We start from the raw sequence: 17527 nt of genomic DNA, 5'->3' as shown, positions 1-17527 counted from the left end.
GAGGTAGGAATGTCGGCCGTCAAAGTGAGCGTCTCTCTGGACAGTGAAGACCTGGCCTGGCTTCGCAAGCAGGCCAAGCGGCGGAAAAAGAGTCTCTCCGCCGTCCTGACCGAGTCCGTTCGCCGTGCGCGACGTGAAGGCGCATTGGATGAGGTATTGATCTGGCTCGACGCACCCAAGCTGACGCTGCACCAGCTCGAAGAGTATCGCAAGCTATGGGACGTGGGCTGACGCTCGACACCGGAGCGTTGATCGCGATCGAGCGGCGTAGGGTCAGGATCAAGCAGATACTGGCGGCAGCGCGGACGCTGGGTGTGCAGATTACCGTTCCAACGGTCGTAGTTGCAGAATGGTGGCGCGGGCGGAAAGGCCCGGTCGCGAAGATCTTGGATGGTGTGCTCGTAGAGCCGCTCAGCCGGGACCTGGCGCGAATTGCCGGCGAAGCTCTGGCTCGAACCAAGCGTTCGAACGCCATCGATGCAATCGTCGTCGCATCTGCCGCTCAGCGGGGGGACGTCGTCTACACTTCAGACCTGGCGGACCTATCGGCAATCGCCGTGTGCTTTCCTGAAGTGAGAGTCCTACGCGTGTGAGGCGCAGCTCGCTCAACGTTCCGCGGCTCGCTGGAGCGCGGCGTGCTATCGTCGGCACAGCGTCCCATGAGCGACACGGCTGACAACGACCCAGCGCACTTCGACGCCCGCGGTACACCGGCTTTCGACTCGAGCGGGGTCGACGTGACGCTGATCGACTACATGCTCTCGCTTTCGCCGCGCGAACGACTGGAAACCCTCTTCGAGCACGCGTCGTTCGCGGCAAAGCAGATGCGCAGTGACGGGACCGAGTAGGACTCTCGAGCTTCTGGACGCTTTGTGTCGAGGAGGCGTCGACTTCATCGTCGTGGGGATGACCGCAGGAGTGCTGCAAGGCGTGCCCGCCGTTACCAACCCCGAGCGACGGATTGCACCCAACGCATCGCACCTTGCATCGGCCGGTCACAAGCTCCTGCTCACTCGGCTGCCGTGAACATCTACGTCTTTGGCAACGGCAACCTGAGCTTCTCTCCGCCGTCCTGACCGAGTCCGTTCGCCGTGCGCGTCGTGAACGCGCATTGGATGAGGTGTTGACCTGCTCGCGTAGCGTCGGCCACCTCGTGTCGGTCCGCGAAGAGCGCTGACGACCCCGAGGGCCTGCCCCTCCCGCTGCCCGCGTTACTTTTTCTGCAAGCTCTGGAGATAGGCGACCACGTCGCGGCGGCGCTTCTTTCGCGCCACCGAGATCGCGCTGTTTCCTCGCTTCGATACCCACTCGGGATCCGCGCCGTGCTTCACCAGGAGCTTGGTGATCGGCAGGTTGCCCACCCCCGCCGCCTCCAGCAACGCCAGCGACAAGTGCTCTCGCGGGTGTGGGACCTTCAGCAACGCGCGAACCACCGGCGTCGCCTCCCGAAATGCCGCCGTGACCAGCACCGGATCGCCGTCCGGATCCAGCGCGCGCTGGGGCTTGGCGCCGGCCTCGAGCAGCAGCTTCGCTTCCCGCGGACGGTTGCGCAGGGCTGCCGCCACCAGCGGTGCGCGTTCCTTACCGGCTGGATTCGGCTTGGCTCCCATCGATAGCAGCTGCTTCACCAGCTCCGCGCGCCCCTCCAGCACCGCCATGAACAGCAGCGAACGACCCTGCACGTCCCGCCGCGTCAGGTCCTTGCGCGAGATTTTCGCCATCGCCGGCTTGTCGTTCGCGTGGATGGCGTCGAACGGGTCTCGCTGCTTCTCGGTTTGCTTTTTCCGGCGGCCGGCGGCAGCGACTCTGCGCGCGGGCGCGCGTTTCCGCGCCGCAGCGACATCCCCCTTCAAGCGGATCTCGGGATGCACGGCGATGAGCCCCGGGAATTCGGCGGTAGCAGCGGTGAACAGCGTCTTCGGTGCGAGTCGCACCGGTACGGCGAGGTACAGCCGACCAGGCTCGCCACCCTCTGGTCCGTAGCATCCCTCTCCCACGACCTGAAACCGGTCCCACAAGAACACGCGGAGCTTCCCCAGATGCGCCGTCGCGGGATAGTCCAGGATCATCGCGTACCGCCCTCCCGCTTTCACTGTGCGGCGGTAGGCAAGTGCGCCATCGAACGCACGCGAGGGACGCGCTTCGATCACGTCGTCGCAGATTGGCGTCGCGTGAAGGAACAAGATGTTGTCGACGCGGTAGTTGTTCGCGTGCTCCAGCGCGGTGCACCACGCCGACTCCGGGTCACGACCCCGCCGATGAAAGAAGACCTTCGCCCGCGCGGGCCGCTTCGCCGCCACTGGACGAGTATCGTCCCTTTCGGTGGCGGAGAGCTAGGCGTGATGCTGGCGTTGATCTCGCCCGAGGCCACGAGTCAGCTGGCTGAGGCGGGGATCTTGGCACGCGCGACGGGATGACAACCGAATCTGCGTCTGTGTGGACCAGGCGTCTTTCCTGAAGTGCGAGTCCTACACGTGTGAAGCCCTTGACCCACTCGTGACCCGAGGGGACCATTGGAGAAGGTGCAGGACGAGCCGAACATCCTCCAGCGCATGGAGCGGAGCGACGAGCGGGTGCACATCCCGATCGGCGCCGTGTGCAACAACAACTGCATCTTCTGCATGGAGGAAGATCGCGAGGGTCGTTACCAGAACAACTCCGCGATGACGCCGGAGCGGGTGCGCTGGGTGCTCGAAGAGCATCGAGGCGCCCTCGAGGTGTGTTTCACCTCCGGAGAGCCGACCACGCGCGAAGATCTGCCCACCTTCCTGAGCTGGGCCAAGGAGCTCGGCTATCGCCGCATCAGCATGATGACCAATGGCCGGCGCCTCGGGCATCTGCCCTATGCCGTGGCGCTGGCCAAGCGCGGCCTCAATCGCGTGTACGTGTCCATCCACGGTCACGAAAAGCGCCTGCACGAAGGTCTCACCCGCACTCCCGAGAGCTTCGAGCAAACCGTGGAGGGCATCCGCGCCGCAGCCCGCCTCGCGCCGCACGGTGTGGAGCTTCACACCTCCACGGTGCTCACCCACCGCAACCTGCCGCACCTCGAGGACATCTACCGCTTCCTCCGCGGCCTCGGCGTGCACCAGGTGGTGTTCAACGTGATGCAGGCCAACGGCCGGGCGAACACCTATTTCGACCAGCTCTTCCCTCGCTACACCGAGATCGCCCGCGCGTTCTCTCGTTTTCTATTGGATGTCGGGGAGGCGCGGCCACCGGCATTCTTGGTCGACATCCCCTTGTGTACCACCGAGGGCGTCCCCGATTTCAATCGCGGCTACGTCGAGCAGTACCGTCACTTCGATCTGGACAGCCAAGCAGCGCTCGCCCAAGAGCAGCACGCAGAACGTCGCGGCAAGGGCGCCGGCAAGGATCTGCTCTTGGTGCTGCGCTCGGATCTCGACGCCGCGGAACGCGAAAAGCGCGAAGAATGCCGCTCGTGCCGCTACTTTTCCCGCTGTGAAGGCGTGTGGAAGAACTACCTCGCGCGCTACGGCTGGGACGAGCTGATCCCCGTCAGAGCGGACGCCGCCGAGTGACGGACATCGCGGGAATCGTCCTCGATGCCGAGGGCTGGCGTCTCACGGACGTGCGGCTGGAGCCGGAGGATCGCGTCGTCGCCCGCTATGAAGCCGCGGATGGCGCCGGCTGGATCAACGTGGTGCTGATGCCGAAGGACGCACCTCGGCGGAAGCTCGGACGCCTCGGTCATTGCTCCGTGTACTACGAGGGTGAGCTGGCGGAGCGGAGCTTCGAGCATCGGGCCCGCGCGGCGGATCTGGTGGCCACCGTGGCCCACGCCGCCGAGGCGCGCCTCGAGCGCAGCGGCCTCGCGTTCCCCCAGGGACTCGCGGCGCTCGCCGCGCGCCCCGCGCGGGTTCGGATCGCGCGGGCCGATCTGTGCGCGCTGCTGCCGGAGCTCGAAGCGGGACCCCACGTCCACGGCTTTCGCTTGCTGGACGCGTATCCCGGACTGGCCCCGGAGAGCTATGCCTTCGAGCTCGGCACGCGGCGAGACGATCGCCGCGTCGTGATCTCGATCGAGCCGCGGGCCGATGGCGGTCGCGGTCTCGCGGGGAGCACGCACTTCCACGTGGAGGAACGCCACCTGCTCGGCTCGCAGGAAGGTCCGGCACCGGGCGCCTGCGCCGCCGTGGCGCTCACAAAGCTGCTGCTCGCCCTGCGCGACGATGCAAAGCTCTCGCTCGAGCCCGTGCGCCCTTCGGAAGCTCCGCCACCCTCCACGGTAACACTCGGTGCCCCCGCCCATCCCGAGGTGGAGCCGCTCGCCAAAGAAGCCCGCGCCCTCAGGCCAACGCTGGAGGCGGCCTCCAAGTTCTTCGGCGAGCCCGTCGTGCTGCGACGCATCGAAGCTGCTCCCGCGGAGGCCTACGCCGTCACGTTTCCGTCAGTGGCCGCGTCGCACATCACACCCTACTACCGCGCGCCGCACGCCCTGGTGCATCGCCGCGTGCTGCGCGACTACTTCGCGTCACTCGGCTTCGCCATTCACGACGACGGCCTGGTGCGCACCGTCCCCACTCCCGAGAGCTTGGTCACGCTGCTCGCCGCTCACGGTGTCCGGACGCTGGCGTTCCGCCCCCGCGTGTTCGTGGGAGAGGCGCAGCGCCTGACCGACGAAGAGCTCTTGGATCTGTTCTTGGAAGGCACGCTCGGCGTGTCCCTGGGCTCGGCAGAGCTGTATGCCGGCGCAGAGCCGGCGTTGCGCCTGGGCGTGGGGCACGGCTATTGGCTGGAGCACTTCACGGGCCTTGCCCACGACATGTCACTCCACGCCCTGGCCACGCATCGCGTGCCCGCCAGCGCCGCCTGTGAGCTCTCGGCCATGGTGGGACCGGCCGCGCGCACCTGCATCGCCAGCGGACGTCCTGACGCGCTGGAGCCGCTGCTCGCCTTCTACGAGGGCGACGTGACGCAGGTGTGCCAAGAGATCTGGGAGACCGTGGCCCATCCGGACGCCTTCGCAAGCGTGTTCGAGCGCAGCATGCACCGCCTCGCCCAGCGCGCCCGACGTCGAATCGAAGAGAGCGACACCCTGCGGTCCCGCGCTCCCGCACCCCGTGCCCGCATCGCCACCCTCGCCCGCCACCTCGATCCCGCGCGAAGCGCCCTGCTCCGCGCCGGCCGCACCGTCGCACGCTGGTTCCCCCGCACGGAGTAGCTCCGGCGCCAGCGACTGACCCCAATGCTCACCTGAGTCGGGCCTCTCACGCAAAGCGGCGGCTCAACGACGATCTTCCCGTCGGGTGGCTTGTCGATTCGGCGCGGAATCAGCCCGCCTACCGCGGAACGAGCAGCGCCAGGGCACGACGCAGCAGCTCTTCTCGCGAGAGGGTGCGCGCTTCTCCAGCGAGCTTCTCCGTCGCTCTCTTGGCTTCGGCCTTCTTGAAGCCTTGAGTCGTCAACGCCAAGAGGAGCTTGTCTTGCTTCTCCCGCGCCTCGGTGTCCTCGGCGTCGGTAGTGTCCTCGGTGTCTGAACGCCTTCGCTGACGAAGGCCTATCTTCTCTTCCACGTACTCGCGGCCGAAGGTCTTCTTGGCCGCGTTCAAGTTGTGGCCTCTGCAATAGATCCGACCATTGGAGGATCCATCGCCACCACCGATGCCGGTGGCTTCGATGTGGTCGTACTGCAGAAACGCCGTCGCCGTGCAGCGCACCCCGGACTCCGACACGAAGCCGCACTGGGCGCCGTCGCGCTCGTACACCTCGCGCCGGGCCGCACGGCCGGGCTCGCCCGGCTTCGTGCCGCGGGAGCGGCGCGGCTTGTCCGTCTTGCCCCAGCGCATGTTCTCCAGCTGGCGAATCAGCGCATCCAGCGCCCGTTCGACCACGACCTCCAGCTCCCGGCTCACGTGGCTCATCAGATTCTGGGCGTGCTCGAGTCTTGCTTTCAGGCTCTCTCTCCGGCCCAGCTCGAGCTCGCCGATCAGGGGGGATCGGTCGCCCCCAAATCGGTTGCTATGTAAACTGATTTTCCTACGCCAAAGACCCCCGCGCGTCCCCCTTCTGCCCTTCTCGAGCCTGCCGAACCCTGTCGAATGCAACGATCAGGGGCTTCGGATGCGCCTAGATCAGTTGCTATGTAAACCGATTTCCGTGCACCCCAGACCCCATCAATTCCGCGGGTCCACCCCGGCAAAGCCCACGCCCTTGGTCCAGCGCGATGACGTCACGACAAGCCGGGCGCCACCCTCTTGGTCCAGCGCGCAGACTCCGCGCCGCGCGCCATCCGGCACTGAAATGCACCTCGAAGCGCCCTTCCGAGAGCTGCGACGGCGCGGAGGACTGCGGCTCCGGGGAATCGTGCTGCATGCCGTCCGGCGGGATCATGCAAACGTACTGCGCCAAGGGCGGCTGCCCCGCGGGCAACTCGCTGTGTCACGAACAGAGCGATTGCAGCACGGCGGGCCAGGTCTGCTGCTTCTCGCTGGCCTTCGGCTGGCCGCACAGCGAGTGCATGCCAGGTCCGGACTGTCCGTCCTGAACGTGCTGTGCGAGCGCGCGCACCGCTTCCATGCGTCGGCCGCCCGGCGTTATGGTGCGGGCATGACGGGCACAGCCTCGCCCTTGCGCGAGTACGTTCCGGGTCAGATCTGGCTCAAAGAGTATCCGATCCACTACGCCGGGACCGACTTCGACGCGCGCATGACGGTAGTTCGGCTCGGCGATGGGCGCCTCTGGATCCACTCGCCGTCGACCATCGACGCCGAGACCAAGGAAGCGATTGCGGCGCTCGGCCCGGTCGCCTTCATCGTGGCGCCGGGCAGCTACCACTACTTCCACGTGCCTTCTTGGCAGCAAGCATTCCCGGACGCGGACACGTACATCTGTCCGGGCATCGAGCGGAAGCGCCCGGACCTGCACTTCGACTGGATCCTCGGGGATCGAGCCGAGCGCGCCTGGGACGAGGACCTCGATCAGGTGCTGGTGCGCGGCAACCGCCTCATCTGGGAAACCGCGTTCTTGCACCGCGCCAGCAAGACGCTGATCCTCGTCGACCTGATCGAGAACATCGGCGACGAAACTCCCCACACCAACTGGGCTCTGAAGTTCTGGTGGAAGGCGGTGTTCCACATGTGGAACAACCCGAAGCCCGCACCCGAGTACCAGATCGGTTGGAAGGACAAGGCGGCCGCCAAGAAGTCCCTCGAGCGGATCCTCGAGTGGGACTTCGAGCGCATCGTGATCGCTCACGGCGATCTGATCGAGGCCGACGCCAAGGCCGTGGCGCGCCGCGCGTGGCAAAAGCCGCTCGGCTCCGAGCAGTAGGCCCAATCGACGGCGCCGAAACGCTTGTTACCGCGGCGAGCCAGCATTCTTCTGGTTGATGTTGGCAAGACGCGGAAACCGCGCTCCGCCCGCCATGAATATGTCGCCTGCACATTATGTTTGGTCCACATAATGATGCTGTGCCGCACCTTCCTCGTTGGCTCGGGATCGCGGCGTGAAGCAACGCCTGTACGCCGAGTGCGGTGTGACGGAGTACTCGATCGAGCCTCGCGGAGAAGTGCATCGAAGTGCACCTCGAGCCGCATGCGGGCAGCTACTCGCGAGTCGTTCCCCACCGAAAGGGTAACGCCATCCGCCTGCAGCACTTCCCCAACGTCAAGATCCACGTGGACGAAGTGCTGAAATAGCGGTCGTGTACCGGCTTGCTGTTCCCCCGCACAACGGAGTGGTCAGCGCGGCAGCGTACCGAAGGTGAGTGTGTATGCGACGTTTGGAGACCCCGTGAGGTCCACCGTGACCTGACCGGTGGATGAGGCCGTGAAGTCACACCAACCCTGAGTACCGCTGCTGCTGCACGACAGGCCCGTCACAGGCCCGTTCACGCGCACGTTCACCGTGCCTGACGCGACGTCGGCGAACGCCTGGTACCGAAGCCCGTTGTTCACCGTTACGCTGTGCTGCACCCAGCCGGACGGATCCAGGACCCCGGACCAACGCGTGCAAGAGTCGCAGCCAGGACTGGGTGCCAGCAGGGTGGGCGCCAGGACGGCGATGCCCAGGACGCAAAGAAGCTGAACCGCTCTCCTCTTTGAGATCATTTTTGCCTTCCAATGCGTGGCGTCATCGTCAGCGCGGCAGCGTACCGAAGGTGAGTGTGTATGCGACGTTTGGAGACCCCGTGAGGTCCACCGTGACCTGACCGGTGGATGAGGCTGTGAAGTCACACCACCCTTGAGTACCACTGCTGCTGCACGACAGGCCCGTAACGGGACCGTTCACGCGCACGTTCACCGTGCCTGACGCGACGTCGGCAAACGCTTGGTACCGAAGCCCGTTGTTCACCGTCGCGTTGTGCTGCACCCAGCCGGATGGATCCAACACGCCCGACCAACGCGTGCACGCATCGCAGCCCGGACTCGGGGCCATGAGCGTGGGTGCTAAAGCGGCGATACTCACAGCACAAGACAACTGTATCGCTCTCCTCTTTGATATCATTCCGCCCTTCCTTCCGCTCAGCGCGGTAGCGTACCGAAGGTGAGTGTGTATGCGACGTTTGGAGACCCCGTGAGGTCCACCGTGACCTGACCGGTGGATGAGGCCGTGAAGTCACACCAACCCTGAGTACCGCTGCTGCTGCACGACAGGCCCGTCACAGGCCCGTTCACGCGCACGTTCACCGTGCCTGACGCGACGTCGGCGAACGCCTGGTACCGGAGCCCATTGTTCACCGTTGCGCTGTGCTGCACCCAGCCGGACGGATCCAGCACCCCAGACCAGCGAGTGCAAACGTTGCAGCCGGGACTTGGCGCCATCAGCGTGGGTGCCAGCGCGGCGATGCCCAGGACACAAAAGAGCTTAACCGCTCTCGTCTTCGAGATCATTTTGCCCTCCCGTTCCAAAGATGTTCTACCCGGGCTCTGCTATTGTCAACGCGCTTCTGGGAGCCGAACGAATGTCTCATCCGTCGTTCGGGGGGACCGCGAACAACGTCGCCCTCCGAGCGCACGTTGGGTGTCGACGATCCACGATCCCGATGCGGGGTGGCGCGTGACGTCGGGGCGGCAGCTGTTGGATCGCACGCTCGCGGGGGGTTCGGGGGCGGCGCGGGCGCTGATCACGGAGCTGACGCCGGTCGTGCAGGCGCGGGTGGCGCGCGGCTTGATGCGATCTGCGGCGCGCACCCGGGGGCGAGACGTGCGCCAGGAGCTCGAAGATCTGACTCAGGAGGTGTTCGCCGCCCTGTTCGCGGACGATGCCCGCGCGCTCCGATCGTGGGATCCGACCCGAGGGCTCTCCCTCGAGAACTTTGTCGGGTTGGTCGCCGAGCGCCAGGTCGCGTCCATCTTGCGAAGCGGCAAGCGCAGCCCCTGGATCGAGGATCCGGAGGACGACCGCACCCTGGAAGAGAGCCTGGGCTCGATCGTCCCCGAGCGGATCCTGGAATCCCGGGACCTGCTGGAGCGTCTGCTGGACGGCGTTCGGGCACGGCTGTCGCCTCGGGGCCTCGACCTTTTCTACCGCCTGTGCGTGCGCGAGGAAGCGGTCGAGACCATCGCCGAACAGTGCAAAATGACTCCGGATTCCATCTACGCCTGGCGCAGCCGGCTGCGCCGCACGGTGCGCGACCTGGCCGCGGAGCTGGCGGCAGAAGGCGATGCTGCGTCAGATGTCACCGAAGCGCCGCGAATACCCAAGCGGGAGAAATCCCAATGAAAGACCAGGATGCCCTCCAGCAGCTGGGCGAGCTTGCCCAGAGTCAAGAAGCGGATGTCGATCCGCGACTGGACGCGCTGTGCCGTGGTGAGCTCCCCTCCGAGGAGCTGGCGGCGCTCGAGAAAGAGGCAGAGACGGATGACACACTGAGGCTCCAGCTGGAGCTGTTCCGTCCGCTGGAGCCCGCGGCGCAGGATCGCATTGCCGAGCGCGTGGTGGCGAAGCCCAACGTGGTGTCCATCGCGGAGAAGCGACCGCTGTGGCAGAAAGCCGCGCTGCTGATGGCGCCCCTCGCGGCGGCGGCGGCCGTCGTGTTCTGGCTCTCGCGGCCCGCGCCCATTGTCGCGCTGCCCGGCTACTCCATCGCCGCGCACGGAGAACAGCAGATCCGCTCCGGGTCGCCGGCCGCGGGCCCCGTCGTGGTGTCGCCCGACAGCACGCTGACGGTAGTGCTTCGCCCCGACACCACGGTGGAGGGAAACGTCACGGTGCGCTTTTTCGTGGAGCGACAGGGCGCTCTGGAAGCGCTCTCGGTGCAGGCCGAGCCCTCCGCGGGCGGCTCGCTGCGCCTTCGCGCCCCTGCCCGGGACGTCTTCGGGGCGCAGACGGGGGACGTGACGCTGGTCGCCATCATCGGACGGCCCGCCGCCATCGAAGCCGATCCCCAGGCCCTGGTGCGCGGCGGTCCCGACCGCGGCCCGGGGTGGCAGCGCGTCGCGATCCCTGTGAAGCTCCTGCCGGAGCAGTGACGCGCCGACTCATCATTTCTGTGGCCGGCGCTGAGATCTGGCTCAGGTGCGGTCCCGCAGCGCCTTCGGCGCTTGCTCCGAGAAGTAGTCTCTGATCGAACGCCAATGGGCCTTCGTCAAACCGCGCGGCAGCGGGCCGCGTTCCGCGTCGTCGAAGTACGAGAGCGCTCGGAGGACGTGATAGAGGTCGGCCTTGCGAACACCAAAGCGCTCGACGTACGCGGTCAGCACGGCGCCGAGCGTCAGCGGTGACCTCGTGAGGATCTCGTGCAGATCCCAGAAATCGCGGCGAATACCGCGCGTCGCAATGGCGGACAGCTTCATCGCGGCCAGATCAGCGAGGCGCGCGACGGGAAAGCCTTGGGGCCCTGTCAACGGCTTCGAGAGTAGCGGGTACGGGTAGCGGACGATGTCGATCAGTACGCCGCCGAGGCGGATCTTCAGAGCCGCATCGGTTTGGGCGACGACGATGGCGCCACGAAGCTGGCCCAACTCATCTGCAACGCGCTCGATACTGGCATCGCCGCGAGCACTGAACAGGTCGAGGTCGTTCGACCGTCGATGGCTCAAGTGGTAGGCGACGGCGGAGCCGCCGGCCAGGTAGAAGCCGCGAAGCCCTGGCAGCTCTTTCAGCCTGGCCAGAGCACGGCGTTGCGCTTCCGAAAGCTCGCTGGCTTTGCCCATGATTCGTCACCCGCGCGGAAGAATGCTCGCCAGAAACTGATCGTGCGCGGCGACAGCTCGGTGCTTCCCGCGTCACGAAGGCAGGCGTGAATCCGCTCGAAGCCGTATTTGCGTCTCAGCCAGCTCACGTCCGCGAGCGTGCCGTGTTCGAGAATGCGTGCGATGACGAAGTCGGCGTCTCGCCGCTCATCGATGCTCGACGGATCGATATCCCAAAACAGCCAGCGCATGTTTCTGGGAATCGACATGCATCGAACCTACCACTTGTTCGACGTAGCGCCCAATCGCGAGCTGGTCCAACGCGCGAGGAGCGCAGGGGAATCGACAGTCGCGGCGGCGGTAGCGGCCGCCGCGCTGCGTGGACCCTGGAGGCGCTCGCGACCAGGGCCCAGCCAGCCGATCGCCATCATCGGACGCCCCGCCGCCATCGAAGCCGATCCCCAGGCCCTGGTGCGTGGTGGTCCCGACCGCGGCCCGGGGTGGCAGCGCGTCGCGATCCCTGTGAAGCTCCTGCCGGAGCAGTGACGCGCCGACTCATCATTTCTCTGGTCGCCCTCGCGGCCCTGGCATCCATCGTGGCCTTCGTGCTGCGCCCGCGGTCGCGGCCCCCGGCGCCCGCCGCGGCCGTCGTGCGCCTCGAGGGGGTGGAGTTTTCGGGCTGTGCCTCGGTGCTGGTGGGACCGGTGTGCGAGATCGACGGAGAGACTCGGCTTTCCCTGTGGGTCCCCGGCGATCCCAAGCTCACCGCAGCTACCGATGGGTCGGCGGCGCCGCTGCAGGACCCCCGGCCCGTGGATGGCGGCCTTGCGTTTCGCGTCACCATTCCGCGCGGCAGCCACAGCCTGACCTTGAGCGCCGCGAGCCAAGGCACGTGGTCGCTCCAGGTCGCGGAGTACCACGAGCCCGAAGCCCTGCGCCGCGCCCGCGCGCTGCGCACGGCCGGGAAGGACGACGAAGCGCGACGGGTGTTGGAAGAGGCTCTGCAGAGCGCGCCAACGGAAGACCACGGCCGCATTCACGGCCTACTCGCTCGGATTGCGCTCGAAGCCGACCGAATCTCCGAGGCACGACGACACTTTTCGAAGTCTATCGCAACCGCGACGCGAGCCCAGCGAATGTCCGACGCCGGCAAGGACGCGTTGGCACTTGCGTACACACTTTCAATCCGCACTGAACAACTCGTCGACGCGAATCAATCCCTCGACACAGCCGCGCGCATCGCCAGGGACGACGCCGAGGTCAGAGCAAACCTTCCGTACTATCGGGGATTGGTCGAGGCCAATGCCGGGAATCTCCGCGGTGCACTTGTCTTGCTCAGGACGGCACGGCGGCGAGCCCGTCGGCTACAGATGGAGGACCTTGTGCGCATTGTCACCCAACAGGAGGCATTTCTACTCGCCGATATGGGCCAGCCCGAGCAGGCTGTCTTGCTTGAGCGTCCGATACTGAACCAGCTACGAGAACAGAATTCCTGTCAGCGTTCCGACTTTCACATGAACTTCGCATGGGTGCTTGTTCGTGCTGGGCATACTGGCTCGGAAGCGAGATCACACGTAGAGCGAGGACTCGCTGACCTTCGAGAACGCTGTGACGATCCCTTTCGGCGCATGCACGCGCATCTCGTGGCGGCGTTCCTCGCGCTCGAGAATCGAAACCTAGATTCCGCCGCCAGAGAGATACAGCTCGCCGACGCGATTGGTCCGGCGAGACCCGCGATGAAGCTGTGGCAAGTAGATCTCGCCGCAAGACTCGCTTTGCTGCGGGACGAAGCACCACAGGCGCTGACCCTGTACGAGGAAGAGACCAAGCTCGCTCGCAATAGCGGAGCCCGGCCCGAAAGCTGGCGCGGGCTCTTGGGGCAAGCGCAGGCCCTTAGCTTGTTGAAGCGTAAGTCCGCAGCCGTGAAGGTTCTGGAGCAGGCAGAACAAGTCCTCGACGAGACCTTGCTGCGAGTGCCGCTCGCCGAAGGGAGGGGGCGCTTTCTCACCGATCGCGAGTCCACGTCCCGCAAGCTGGTCGCGCTATATCTCGATCTGCGGCGACCCCGGGATGCCTACCGCGCCGCTCGCCGGGCGCGCGCCCGCGTGCTCCGAGCGGCAGCCCGGGTGGACCGCATCGCCGAGCTCGCTCCCAGCCAGGCGCAGAAATGGAAGCGGGCCGTGGGCCGATACCTGCGAGCCCGCACGGCGCTGGAGCGGGAATCCGCCGGGGATTGGGAGCTACCGGCGGACCGCTTGGCCGCCATGCAGCAGGCGCGGCGCGCGCGGACGCAAGAGATCGAGGCGGCACTCGATGAGGCCTACGCCTTGGTGCCACAAGGCCAGGCATCGCAGGAAACGCCACCAGCGCCGGGCAGCGTGCGTCTTCTGTACTTCCCGCGGGACTCCGGATGGGTGGGGTTCTGCGAAACGCCTTCCGGATTGTCCGTCGCGCGCATCGCGAGCCCGCTACCCAAGAGCCCAGTGGCCCTGGCGCAGTCGCTCCTTTCCCCGTTTCACGAGCAGCTCGAGGGAGCAGAAGCGCTCGTGTTCTACCCGTACGGTGCGCTGGCATCCGTGGACTTCCACGGCTTGCCCTGGAACGGTCATCTGCTGGTCGACGAGCTCCGGGTGAGCTACGGGTTGGATCTCGGACGGGACGAAGGCGGGGCGGACTCACGTCAGTCCGTGTTGATCGTCGCCGACCCGAGCGGAGACCTCCCGCACGCCCGGCAGGAGGGGCGACGGGTGGAAGCTGCTTTCGGTGCTCCTCGCGCGACGGTGCTGGAAGGACCCGCAGCAACCCGTGCCGATGTGCTCGAGCGCTTGCCGCACGCCGGGCTCTTTCACTATGCGGGGCATGGCACCTTCGCGGGTCCTACGGGAGGCGAAAGCTCTCTAGCCCTGGCCTCGGGGGCGGAGGTGCGAGTAGGCGACATCCTTGCACTGTCCCGCGTGCCGCGGTTCGTCGTACTCTCCGCGTGTGAAGCCGCACGCACGGATCGGGGTGCGCGGCCCGAAAGCCTGGGCGTGGCTCAGGCCTTCGTCACACGCGGGGCGGAGGCAGTCATCGCGCCCACCCGCCCCGTGGCGGACGACCTGGCGGCGGCCTTGATGCGCGAGCTCTACGCGCATCCCGCGGAGGATCTGGTCACCAGCCTGACCCGCGCTCAACGAACGCTGGACAAAGCTCGACCGGACTCGGACTGGGCGGCGTACCGCGTCCTGGTGCCTTGAGTCAGCCGCCTGACGCGATGGCGAGCAGCCCGCGCCAAGGCCCCGGCACCGGCAGCCGCTAAGTGCGCGTTTGTCCTGGCAGCGGCCACGGCCCGGCAATTGCAGCACGGCTCGCGATGATCCCGATCAGCGACGAGGTCCCGGACTGTCCGCTGTGTGGCGCCAGCCGCGACGGCATCGTGGTGGGCAGCCACGGACGATTCGGCATGCAGGTCCGCAACATTGCCTGCGAGGTCTGCGGCTTGGTGTACGTCACTCCGCGACCCAGTCACGCGGCGATGATGGACTACTACCGCGGGACCTACCGCGAGCACTACGGCGAGGTGCGCTACCCCATGCCCAGCGGCGGCAGCGCCGGGCCGGGGGATCCGGAGTACCAAGCCGCCCTCGACGTCTGGCACGAGAACCAAGCCGCGAACGCGCTGGCCCTCTCGCGGCCGCAGCCCGGTGCGCGCGTGCTGGAGATCGGCTGTCGCCACGCGCGCACGCTGCAGCTCATGCGCGAGCGCGCGGACATCCGTCCCTTTGGCATAGAGCCCGGCCCCGCGGAGGCACAAGCCGCGGAGCAGGCGGGCGTGCCGTGCTTTCAGGGCACGTTGGAGGAATATCCCGAGGCCGAGCCGTTCGATCAGATCCAGCTCTTCCATGTGCTCGAGCACTTTCACGATCCGCTGAGCCAACTGGTTCGCTTGCGCGGTCTGTTGGCGCCGGAAGGCAAGCTGCTGATCGAAGTCCCCAACGTGGTGCAGCCCTACGGCCTGTTGGAAGAGAACTTCTTCCAGAACGTGCACCTGGTTTCCTTCAGTCCCAACACGCTGGCGGCCATGTGTCAGCGCGCCGGCCTGGCGCCGCTGCGGGTGATCAGCCGAGAGGCGTTGTTCCTCGTGGCCACGCCCGATCCCGACGCACCCGCGGAGCTCCCGCTTCCCTTCGATCGCAGCACGCTCCCCGATCCAACGGAGGACGCCGCCTGGGTCGCGGAGCGGCTGTGGGCCTACGCGGAGCTCGAGAAGGCGCGGGTCGCCATCCACGCCTTTGGCCCGACCATGGAGGCCCTCGAGAGCGTCGTGAGTCGGGTGGCGCGACCTGCCTTCCCGGATCACGTCGGCAAGACCGTGGCGGACCTTGCGGAGTTCTTCATGACCCACGGTTCCGCCCGGGCCGCATGTGTGATCGCCACGGCCGCCGCGGCGGGCCCGCACCCGCCGGACATGCGCGCGGCGTTCCAGCGCCTGGCCCAGGCCACCGCCCAGAACCTGGCGCCGGCAGCTCAGTAGATCCGGATCGGCTGGCGCGTGGCGTAGGGCCGCGTGCCGTCGTCCACGTAGAACCGCAGCTCTGCGGCCGCGGTGCCGTAGGGCACGTAGGCGTCGACCCAGAACAGCTCGGGATACGGCAGGCGCCCCGTGGGCGACAGAATGCGCTGACTCGCGATCACGTTGTAGCGGGCGTCGTACATCAGCAGCGTGATGGCCTGGATGTCCGTGTAGCCCGGGTTCGTGAGATCCAGGTACAGTTTCCCGCTGAGCTGGAGCGCGCAGACGTTACAACCCGGGATGGGCTGCGGCGTGACCCACGGGGCGAACAGGGCCGTCTCCCCCTCCGTGCCGCACGCGCCGTAGCCTGTGCCGAGAGAGCACGTCGGGCCAATGCTGGTGCCGGGCATGGGGTAGAGGCTGGATGGGTCCGGGAGGGACGCCGGCAGGCCGGCGTGAGCAGGCGGCGTTTCGCACTTGGGCTGCGCGCTGCAGCCGTACGCGCAGTACGCCTTGGTGACCGCGTTGCACACCGAGACCCGCGCGAGCGGCTTCGCGGCGCAAGCCGCGCCGTCCAAACAAAAATCAACGACTCTATGACCGGTGGGATCTCCGGGCACGAGCTCCACTGCGGAGTCCGTGACCGCCGACATCAGCTGATCCCGAGTCCACTCCGGGCGATACGCCCAGGCGGCAGCCGCGGCGCCGGACACGACGGCCGCCGACATGGAGGAGCCGGTGAGGTTATCCGTGATGCCGGAGCCTCGCGTGTCCGTGGTGACCACGCTGTCGCCATAGGCGACGAGGCGCGCTTGACCGCTGACGCGGGTGTTGGCAAGGGGGCGATCCGTCGCGTCCACCGCGCTGGCGGCGTACACCAGCGGCGCCGGGTAGCCGGAGGTGAGCGGGAACTTGGTGGGCAGCTTGTAGCCCTTGCACTTGGTGGGCGCGGGGAACTGCTCCCAGCCACCCGGCAACATGGGCCCCTTGCTGCCATCCCCGGAATCGTTCCCGGCGGCAGCGATGGCGAGCACGCCGTAACAGGCGGCATGTTGCAGTGCTTCGTACACGGCCTCGGCGGGCAGGGGCATCTTGCCGGGATCCGTCCCGCCGTACTCCGGCACCCAACCGAGGCTCAGGTTGAGGATCAAACGCGGCGGGACCGTCTTGGGAGACTTGTTGAAGTCGTACACCCAGTCGTCCACGGCCTTGTAGATTGCCGTCGCCAGCTCCCCGCGCGTGCCGAAGTAACCGCCGGATTCCTGATCGATATCGGTGGGCGTCTTGTGGGGCATGGCCAGCACGTTCCACATCTCGCTGGCGCAAAAGCCGCCCGGCGAGCACGAAAGCTCGTTGATCACGCGGCCGACGGCGCGACCATGACCAAAGGTGTCCGTCTGCAGCGACGAGAAGGTCTTGGCTGCGCTGTCCAACACCGCCACGCGCACGTGGCTCTTGCCCGGCGGGAGATCCGGAACGTACGACGCCTGGGTGAGGTAGTTCTTGCGCAGCGGCTTCCAGATCGCCGGATGCTCGGCGAAGCCCAAGGGCGCCACCACGGGACAGTCCGGCTCCGCCACGTTGCTGGAGTTGGTCAACACCTGGAGGGTCGACGTCAGGGTGTTGAAGTTCGGGCTCGTGCTGGTGGTCGTGTAACGACAGAAGCGCGCGAGGGAGCCGCTCGCTCCCGGGAACACCGCCGAGGCGGACCAGCCGGGTACCGCTGGACACGACGGGATCCACGCCGGCAGCTCGAACAACGCCGTCTGCGTCGGGCACGAATACGAAAGCGCCTCCGCCGTGGAGCCCGTCGGCTCCGGATCAGCCGCCGAGCAGCCCAGCAGAAGCCCCACTGCCCCTAGAAACGTCGTCGTCAGCCTCAGCGCCGTGTTCATGTCGATCTCCTCCCTCCCACGGCTTCTGGATACCAAAAACC

Annotated in this window: 20 protein-coding genes; 12 read left to right on the top strand and 8 right to left on the bottom strand. The window is 66.8% G+C overall.

Going from position 1 to position 17527, the window contains the following annotated elements; all coding sequences use genetic code 11:
• The first annotated feature begins 9 nt into the window (after window positions 1-9).
• The 3 genes from H6717_24655 to H6717_24645 all read left to right on the top strand — a co-directional run bounded on the left by H6717_24655 (window position 10) and on the right by H6717_24645 (window position 848).
• Window positions 10-231, top strand: a complete 222-nt coding sequence (locus H6717_24655; GenBank protein MCB9580243.1) for a hypothetical protein — start codon at window positions 10-12, stop codon at window positions 229-231.
• The gene (locus tag H6717_24650; GenBank protein MCB9580242.1) at window positions 216-593 is read left to right on the top strand and encodes a PIN domain-containing protein; all 378 of its coding nucleotides are present in this window, start codon (window positions 216-218) and stop codon (window positions 591-593) included. The genes H6717_24655 and H6717_24650 overlap by 16 nt, the downstream gene beginning before the upstream one ends.
• A 66-nt stretch (window positions 594-659) precedes the next feature.
• Complete coding sequence (locus H6717_24645) at window positions 660-848, top strand: hypothetical protein (GenBank protein ID MCB9580241.1); 189 nt, start codon at window positions 660-662, stop codon at window positions 846-848.
• Window positions 849-1211: 363 nt separating this feature from the next.
• Here the strand turns inward: H6717_24645 and H6717_24640 are convergent, their stop codons facing one another.
• Complete coding sequence (locus H6717_24640) at window positions 1212-2300, bottom strand: hypothetical protein (protein MCB9580240.1); 1089 nt, start codon at window positions 2298-2300, stop codon at window positions 1212-1214.
• 213 nt (window positions 2301-2513) lie between these two features.
• Here H6717_24640 and H6717_24635 point away from each other — a divergent pair, with 213 nt between their 5' ends.
• On the top strand, window positions 2514-3542 hold the full coding sequence (locus tag H6717_24635) for a radical SAM protein (GenBank protein MCB9580239.1): 1029 nt from the start codon (window positions 2514-2516) through the stop codon (window positions 3540-3542).
• Window positions 3539-5185 (top strand): hypothetical protein, encoded by a 1647-nt coding sequence (locus H6717_24630; protein ID MCB9580238.1) that lies wholly within the window; start codon window positions 3539-3541, stop codon window positions 5183-5185. Before H6717_24635 ends, H6717_24630 begins: the two co-directional genes overlap by 4 nt.
• A gap of 118 nt (window positions 5186-5303) precedes the next feature.
• On the opposite strand, the gene H6717_24625 is transcribed toward H6717_24630, so the two are convergent.
• Window positions 5304-5885 (bottom strand): hypothetical protein, encoded by a 582-nt coding sequence (locus H6717_24625; protein MCB9580237.1) that lies wholly within the window; start codon window positions 5883-5885, stop codon window positions 5304-5306.
• A 467-nt stretch (window positions 5886-6352) separates the two neighbouring features.
• On the opposite strand from H6717_24625, the gene H6717_24620 reads away from it, so the two are divergent.
• Together H6717_24620 and H6717_24615 are read left to right on the top strand one after the other, a co-directional pair.
• Entirely contained in the window at window positions 6353-6508 is a 156-nt protein-coding gene (locus H6717_24620) for a hypothetical protein (protein MCB9580236.1), read from the top strand.
• A gap of 62 nt (window positions 6509-6570) precedes the next feature.
• Window positions 6571-7293, top strand: coding sequence for a DUF4336 domain-containing protein (locus H6717_24615; protein ID MCB9580235.1), 723 nt, complete (start codon window positions 6571-6573; stop codon window positions 7291-7293).
• A 410-nt stretch (window positions 7294-7703) separates the two neighbouring features.
• Here H6717_24615 and H6717_24610 read toward each other — a convergent pair whose 3' ends face one another.
• The 3 genes from H6717_24610 to H6717_24600 all read right to left on the bottom strand — a co-directional run bounded on the left by H6717_24610 (window position 7704) and on the right by H6717_24600 (window position 8855).
• The gene (locus H6717_24610) at window positions 7704-7937 is read right to left on the bottom strand and encodes a hypothetical protein (protein ID MCB9580234.1); all 234 of its coding nucleotides are present in this window, start codon (window positions 7935-7937) and stop codon (window positions 7704-7706) included.
• A gap of 163 nt (window positions 7938-8100) precedes the next feature.
• Entirely contained in the window at window positions 8101-8400 is a 300-nt protein-coding gene (locus H6717_24605; protein MCB9580233.1) for a hypothetical protein, read from the bottom strand.
• Between the two features lie 86 nt (window positions 8401-8486).
• Complete coding sequence (locus H6717_24600) at window positions 8487-8855, bottom strand: hypothetical protein (GenBank protein ID MCB9580232.1); 369 nt, start codon at window positions 8853-8855, stop codon at window positions 8487-8489.
• 130 nt (window positions 8856-8985) lie between these two features.
• Here H6717_24600 and H6717_24595 point away from each other — a divergent pair, with 130 nt between their 5' ends.
• Both H6717_24595 and H6717_24590 read left to right on the top strand, forming a co-directional pair.
• Window positions 8986-9687, top strand: coding sequence for a sigma-70 family RNA polymerase sigma factor (locus H6717_24595; protein MCB9580231.1), 702 nt, complete (start codon window positions 8986-8988; stop codon window positions 9685-9687).
• Window positions 9684-10436 carry a hypothetical protein gene (locus H6717_24590; GenBank protein MCB9580230.1) on the top strand — a complete coding sequence of 251 codons (753 nt, stop codon included), beginning with the start codon at window positions 9684-9686 and terminating at the stop codon, window positions 10434-10436. Before H6717_24595 ends, H6717_24590 begins: the two co-directional genes overlap by 4 nt.
• A 42-nt stretch (window positions 10437-10478) precedes the next feature.
• On the opposite strand, the gene H6717_24585 is transcribed toward H6717_24590, so the two are convergent.
• On the bottom strand, window positions 10479-11120 hold the full coding sequence (locus H6717_24585; GenBank protein MCB9580229.1) for a nucleotidyl transferase AbiEii/AbiGii toxin family protein: 642 nt from the start codon (window positions 11118-11120) through the stop codon (window positions 10479-10481).
• On the bottom strand, window positions 11066-11368 hold the full coding sequence (locus tag H6717_24580; GenBank protein ID MCB9580228.1) for a hypothetical protein: 303 nt from the start codon (window positions 11366-11368) through the stop codon (window positions 11066-11068). The genes H6717_24585 and H6717_24580 overlap by 55 nt, the downstream gene beginning before the upstream one ends.
• On the opposite strand from H6717_24580, the gene H6717_24575 reads away from it, so the two are divergent.
• From H6717_24575 to H6717_24565, 3 genes are all read left to right on the top strand, one after another.
• Window positions 11367-11645, top strand: a complete 279-nt coding sequence (locus tag H6717_24575) for a hypothetical protein (GenBank protein ID MCB9580227.1) — start codon at window positions 11367-11369, stop codon at window positions 11643-11645. The two genes, H6717_24580 and H6717_24575, sit on opposite strands and share 2 nt — an antisense overlap.
• Before the next feature lie 1190 nt (window positions 11646-12835).
• Window positions 12836-14335: a CHAT domain-containing protein gene (locus H6717_24570; GenBank protein ID MCB9580226.1), complete on the top strand. Its 1500-nt coding sequence runs from the start codon at window positions 12836-12838 to the stop codon at window positions 14333-14335.
• A gap of 116 nt (window positions 14336-14451) precedes the next feature.
• Window positions 14452-15612: a class I SAM-dependent methyltransferase gene (locus H6717_24565; GenBank protein ID MCB9580225.1), complete on the top strand. Its 1161-nt coding sequence runs from the start codon at window positions 14452-14454 to the stop codon at window positions 15610-15612.
• Here H6717_24565 and H6717_24560 read toward each other — a convergent pair.
• Complete coding sequence (locus tag H6717_24560; GenBank protein MCB9580224.1) at window positions 15606-17486, bottom strand: S8/S53 family peptidase; 1881 nt, start codon at window positions 17484-17486, stop codon at window positions 15606-15608. The genes H6717_24565 and H6717_24560 overlap by 7 nt on opposite strands.
• Window positions 17487-17527 lie beyond the last annotated feature (41 nt).

This window comes from Polyangiaceae bacterium, from assembly GCA_020633235.1.
Taxonomy (GTDB): domain Bacteria; phylum Myxococcota_A; class Polyangia; order Polyangiales; family Polyangiaceae; genus JACKEA01.
This window is presented reverse-complemented; position numbering and strand designations above follow the sequence as displayed.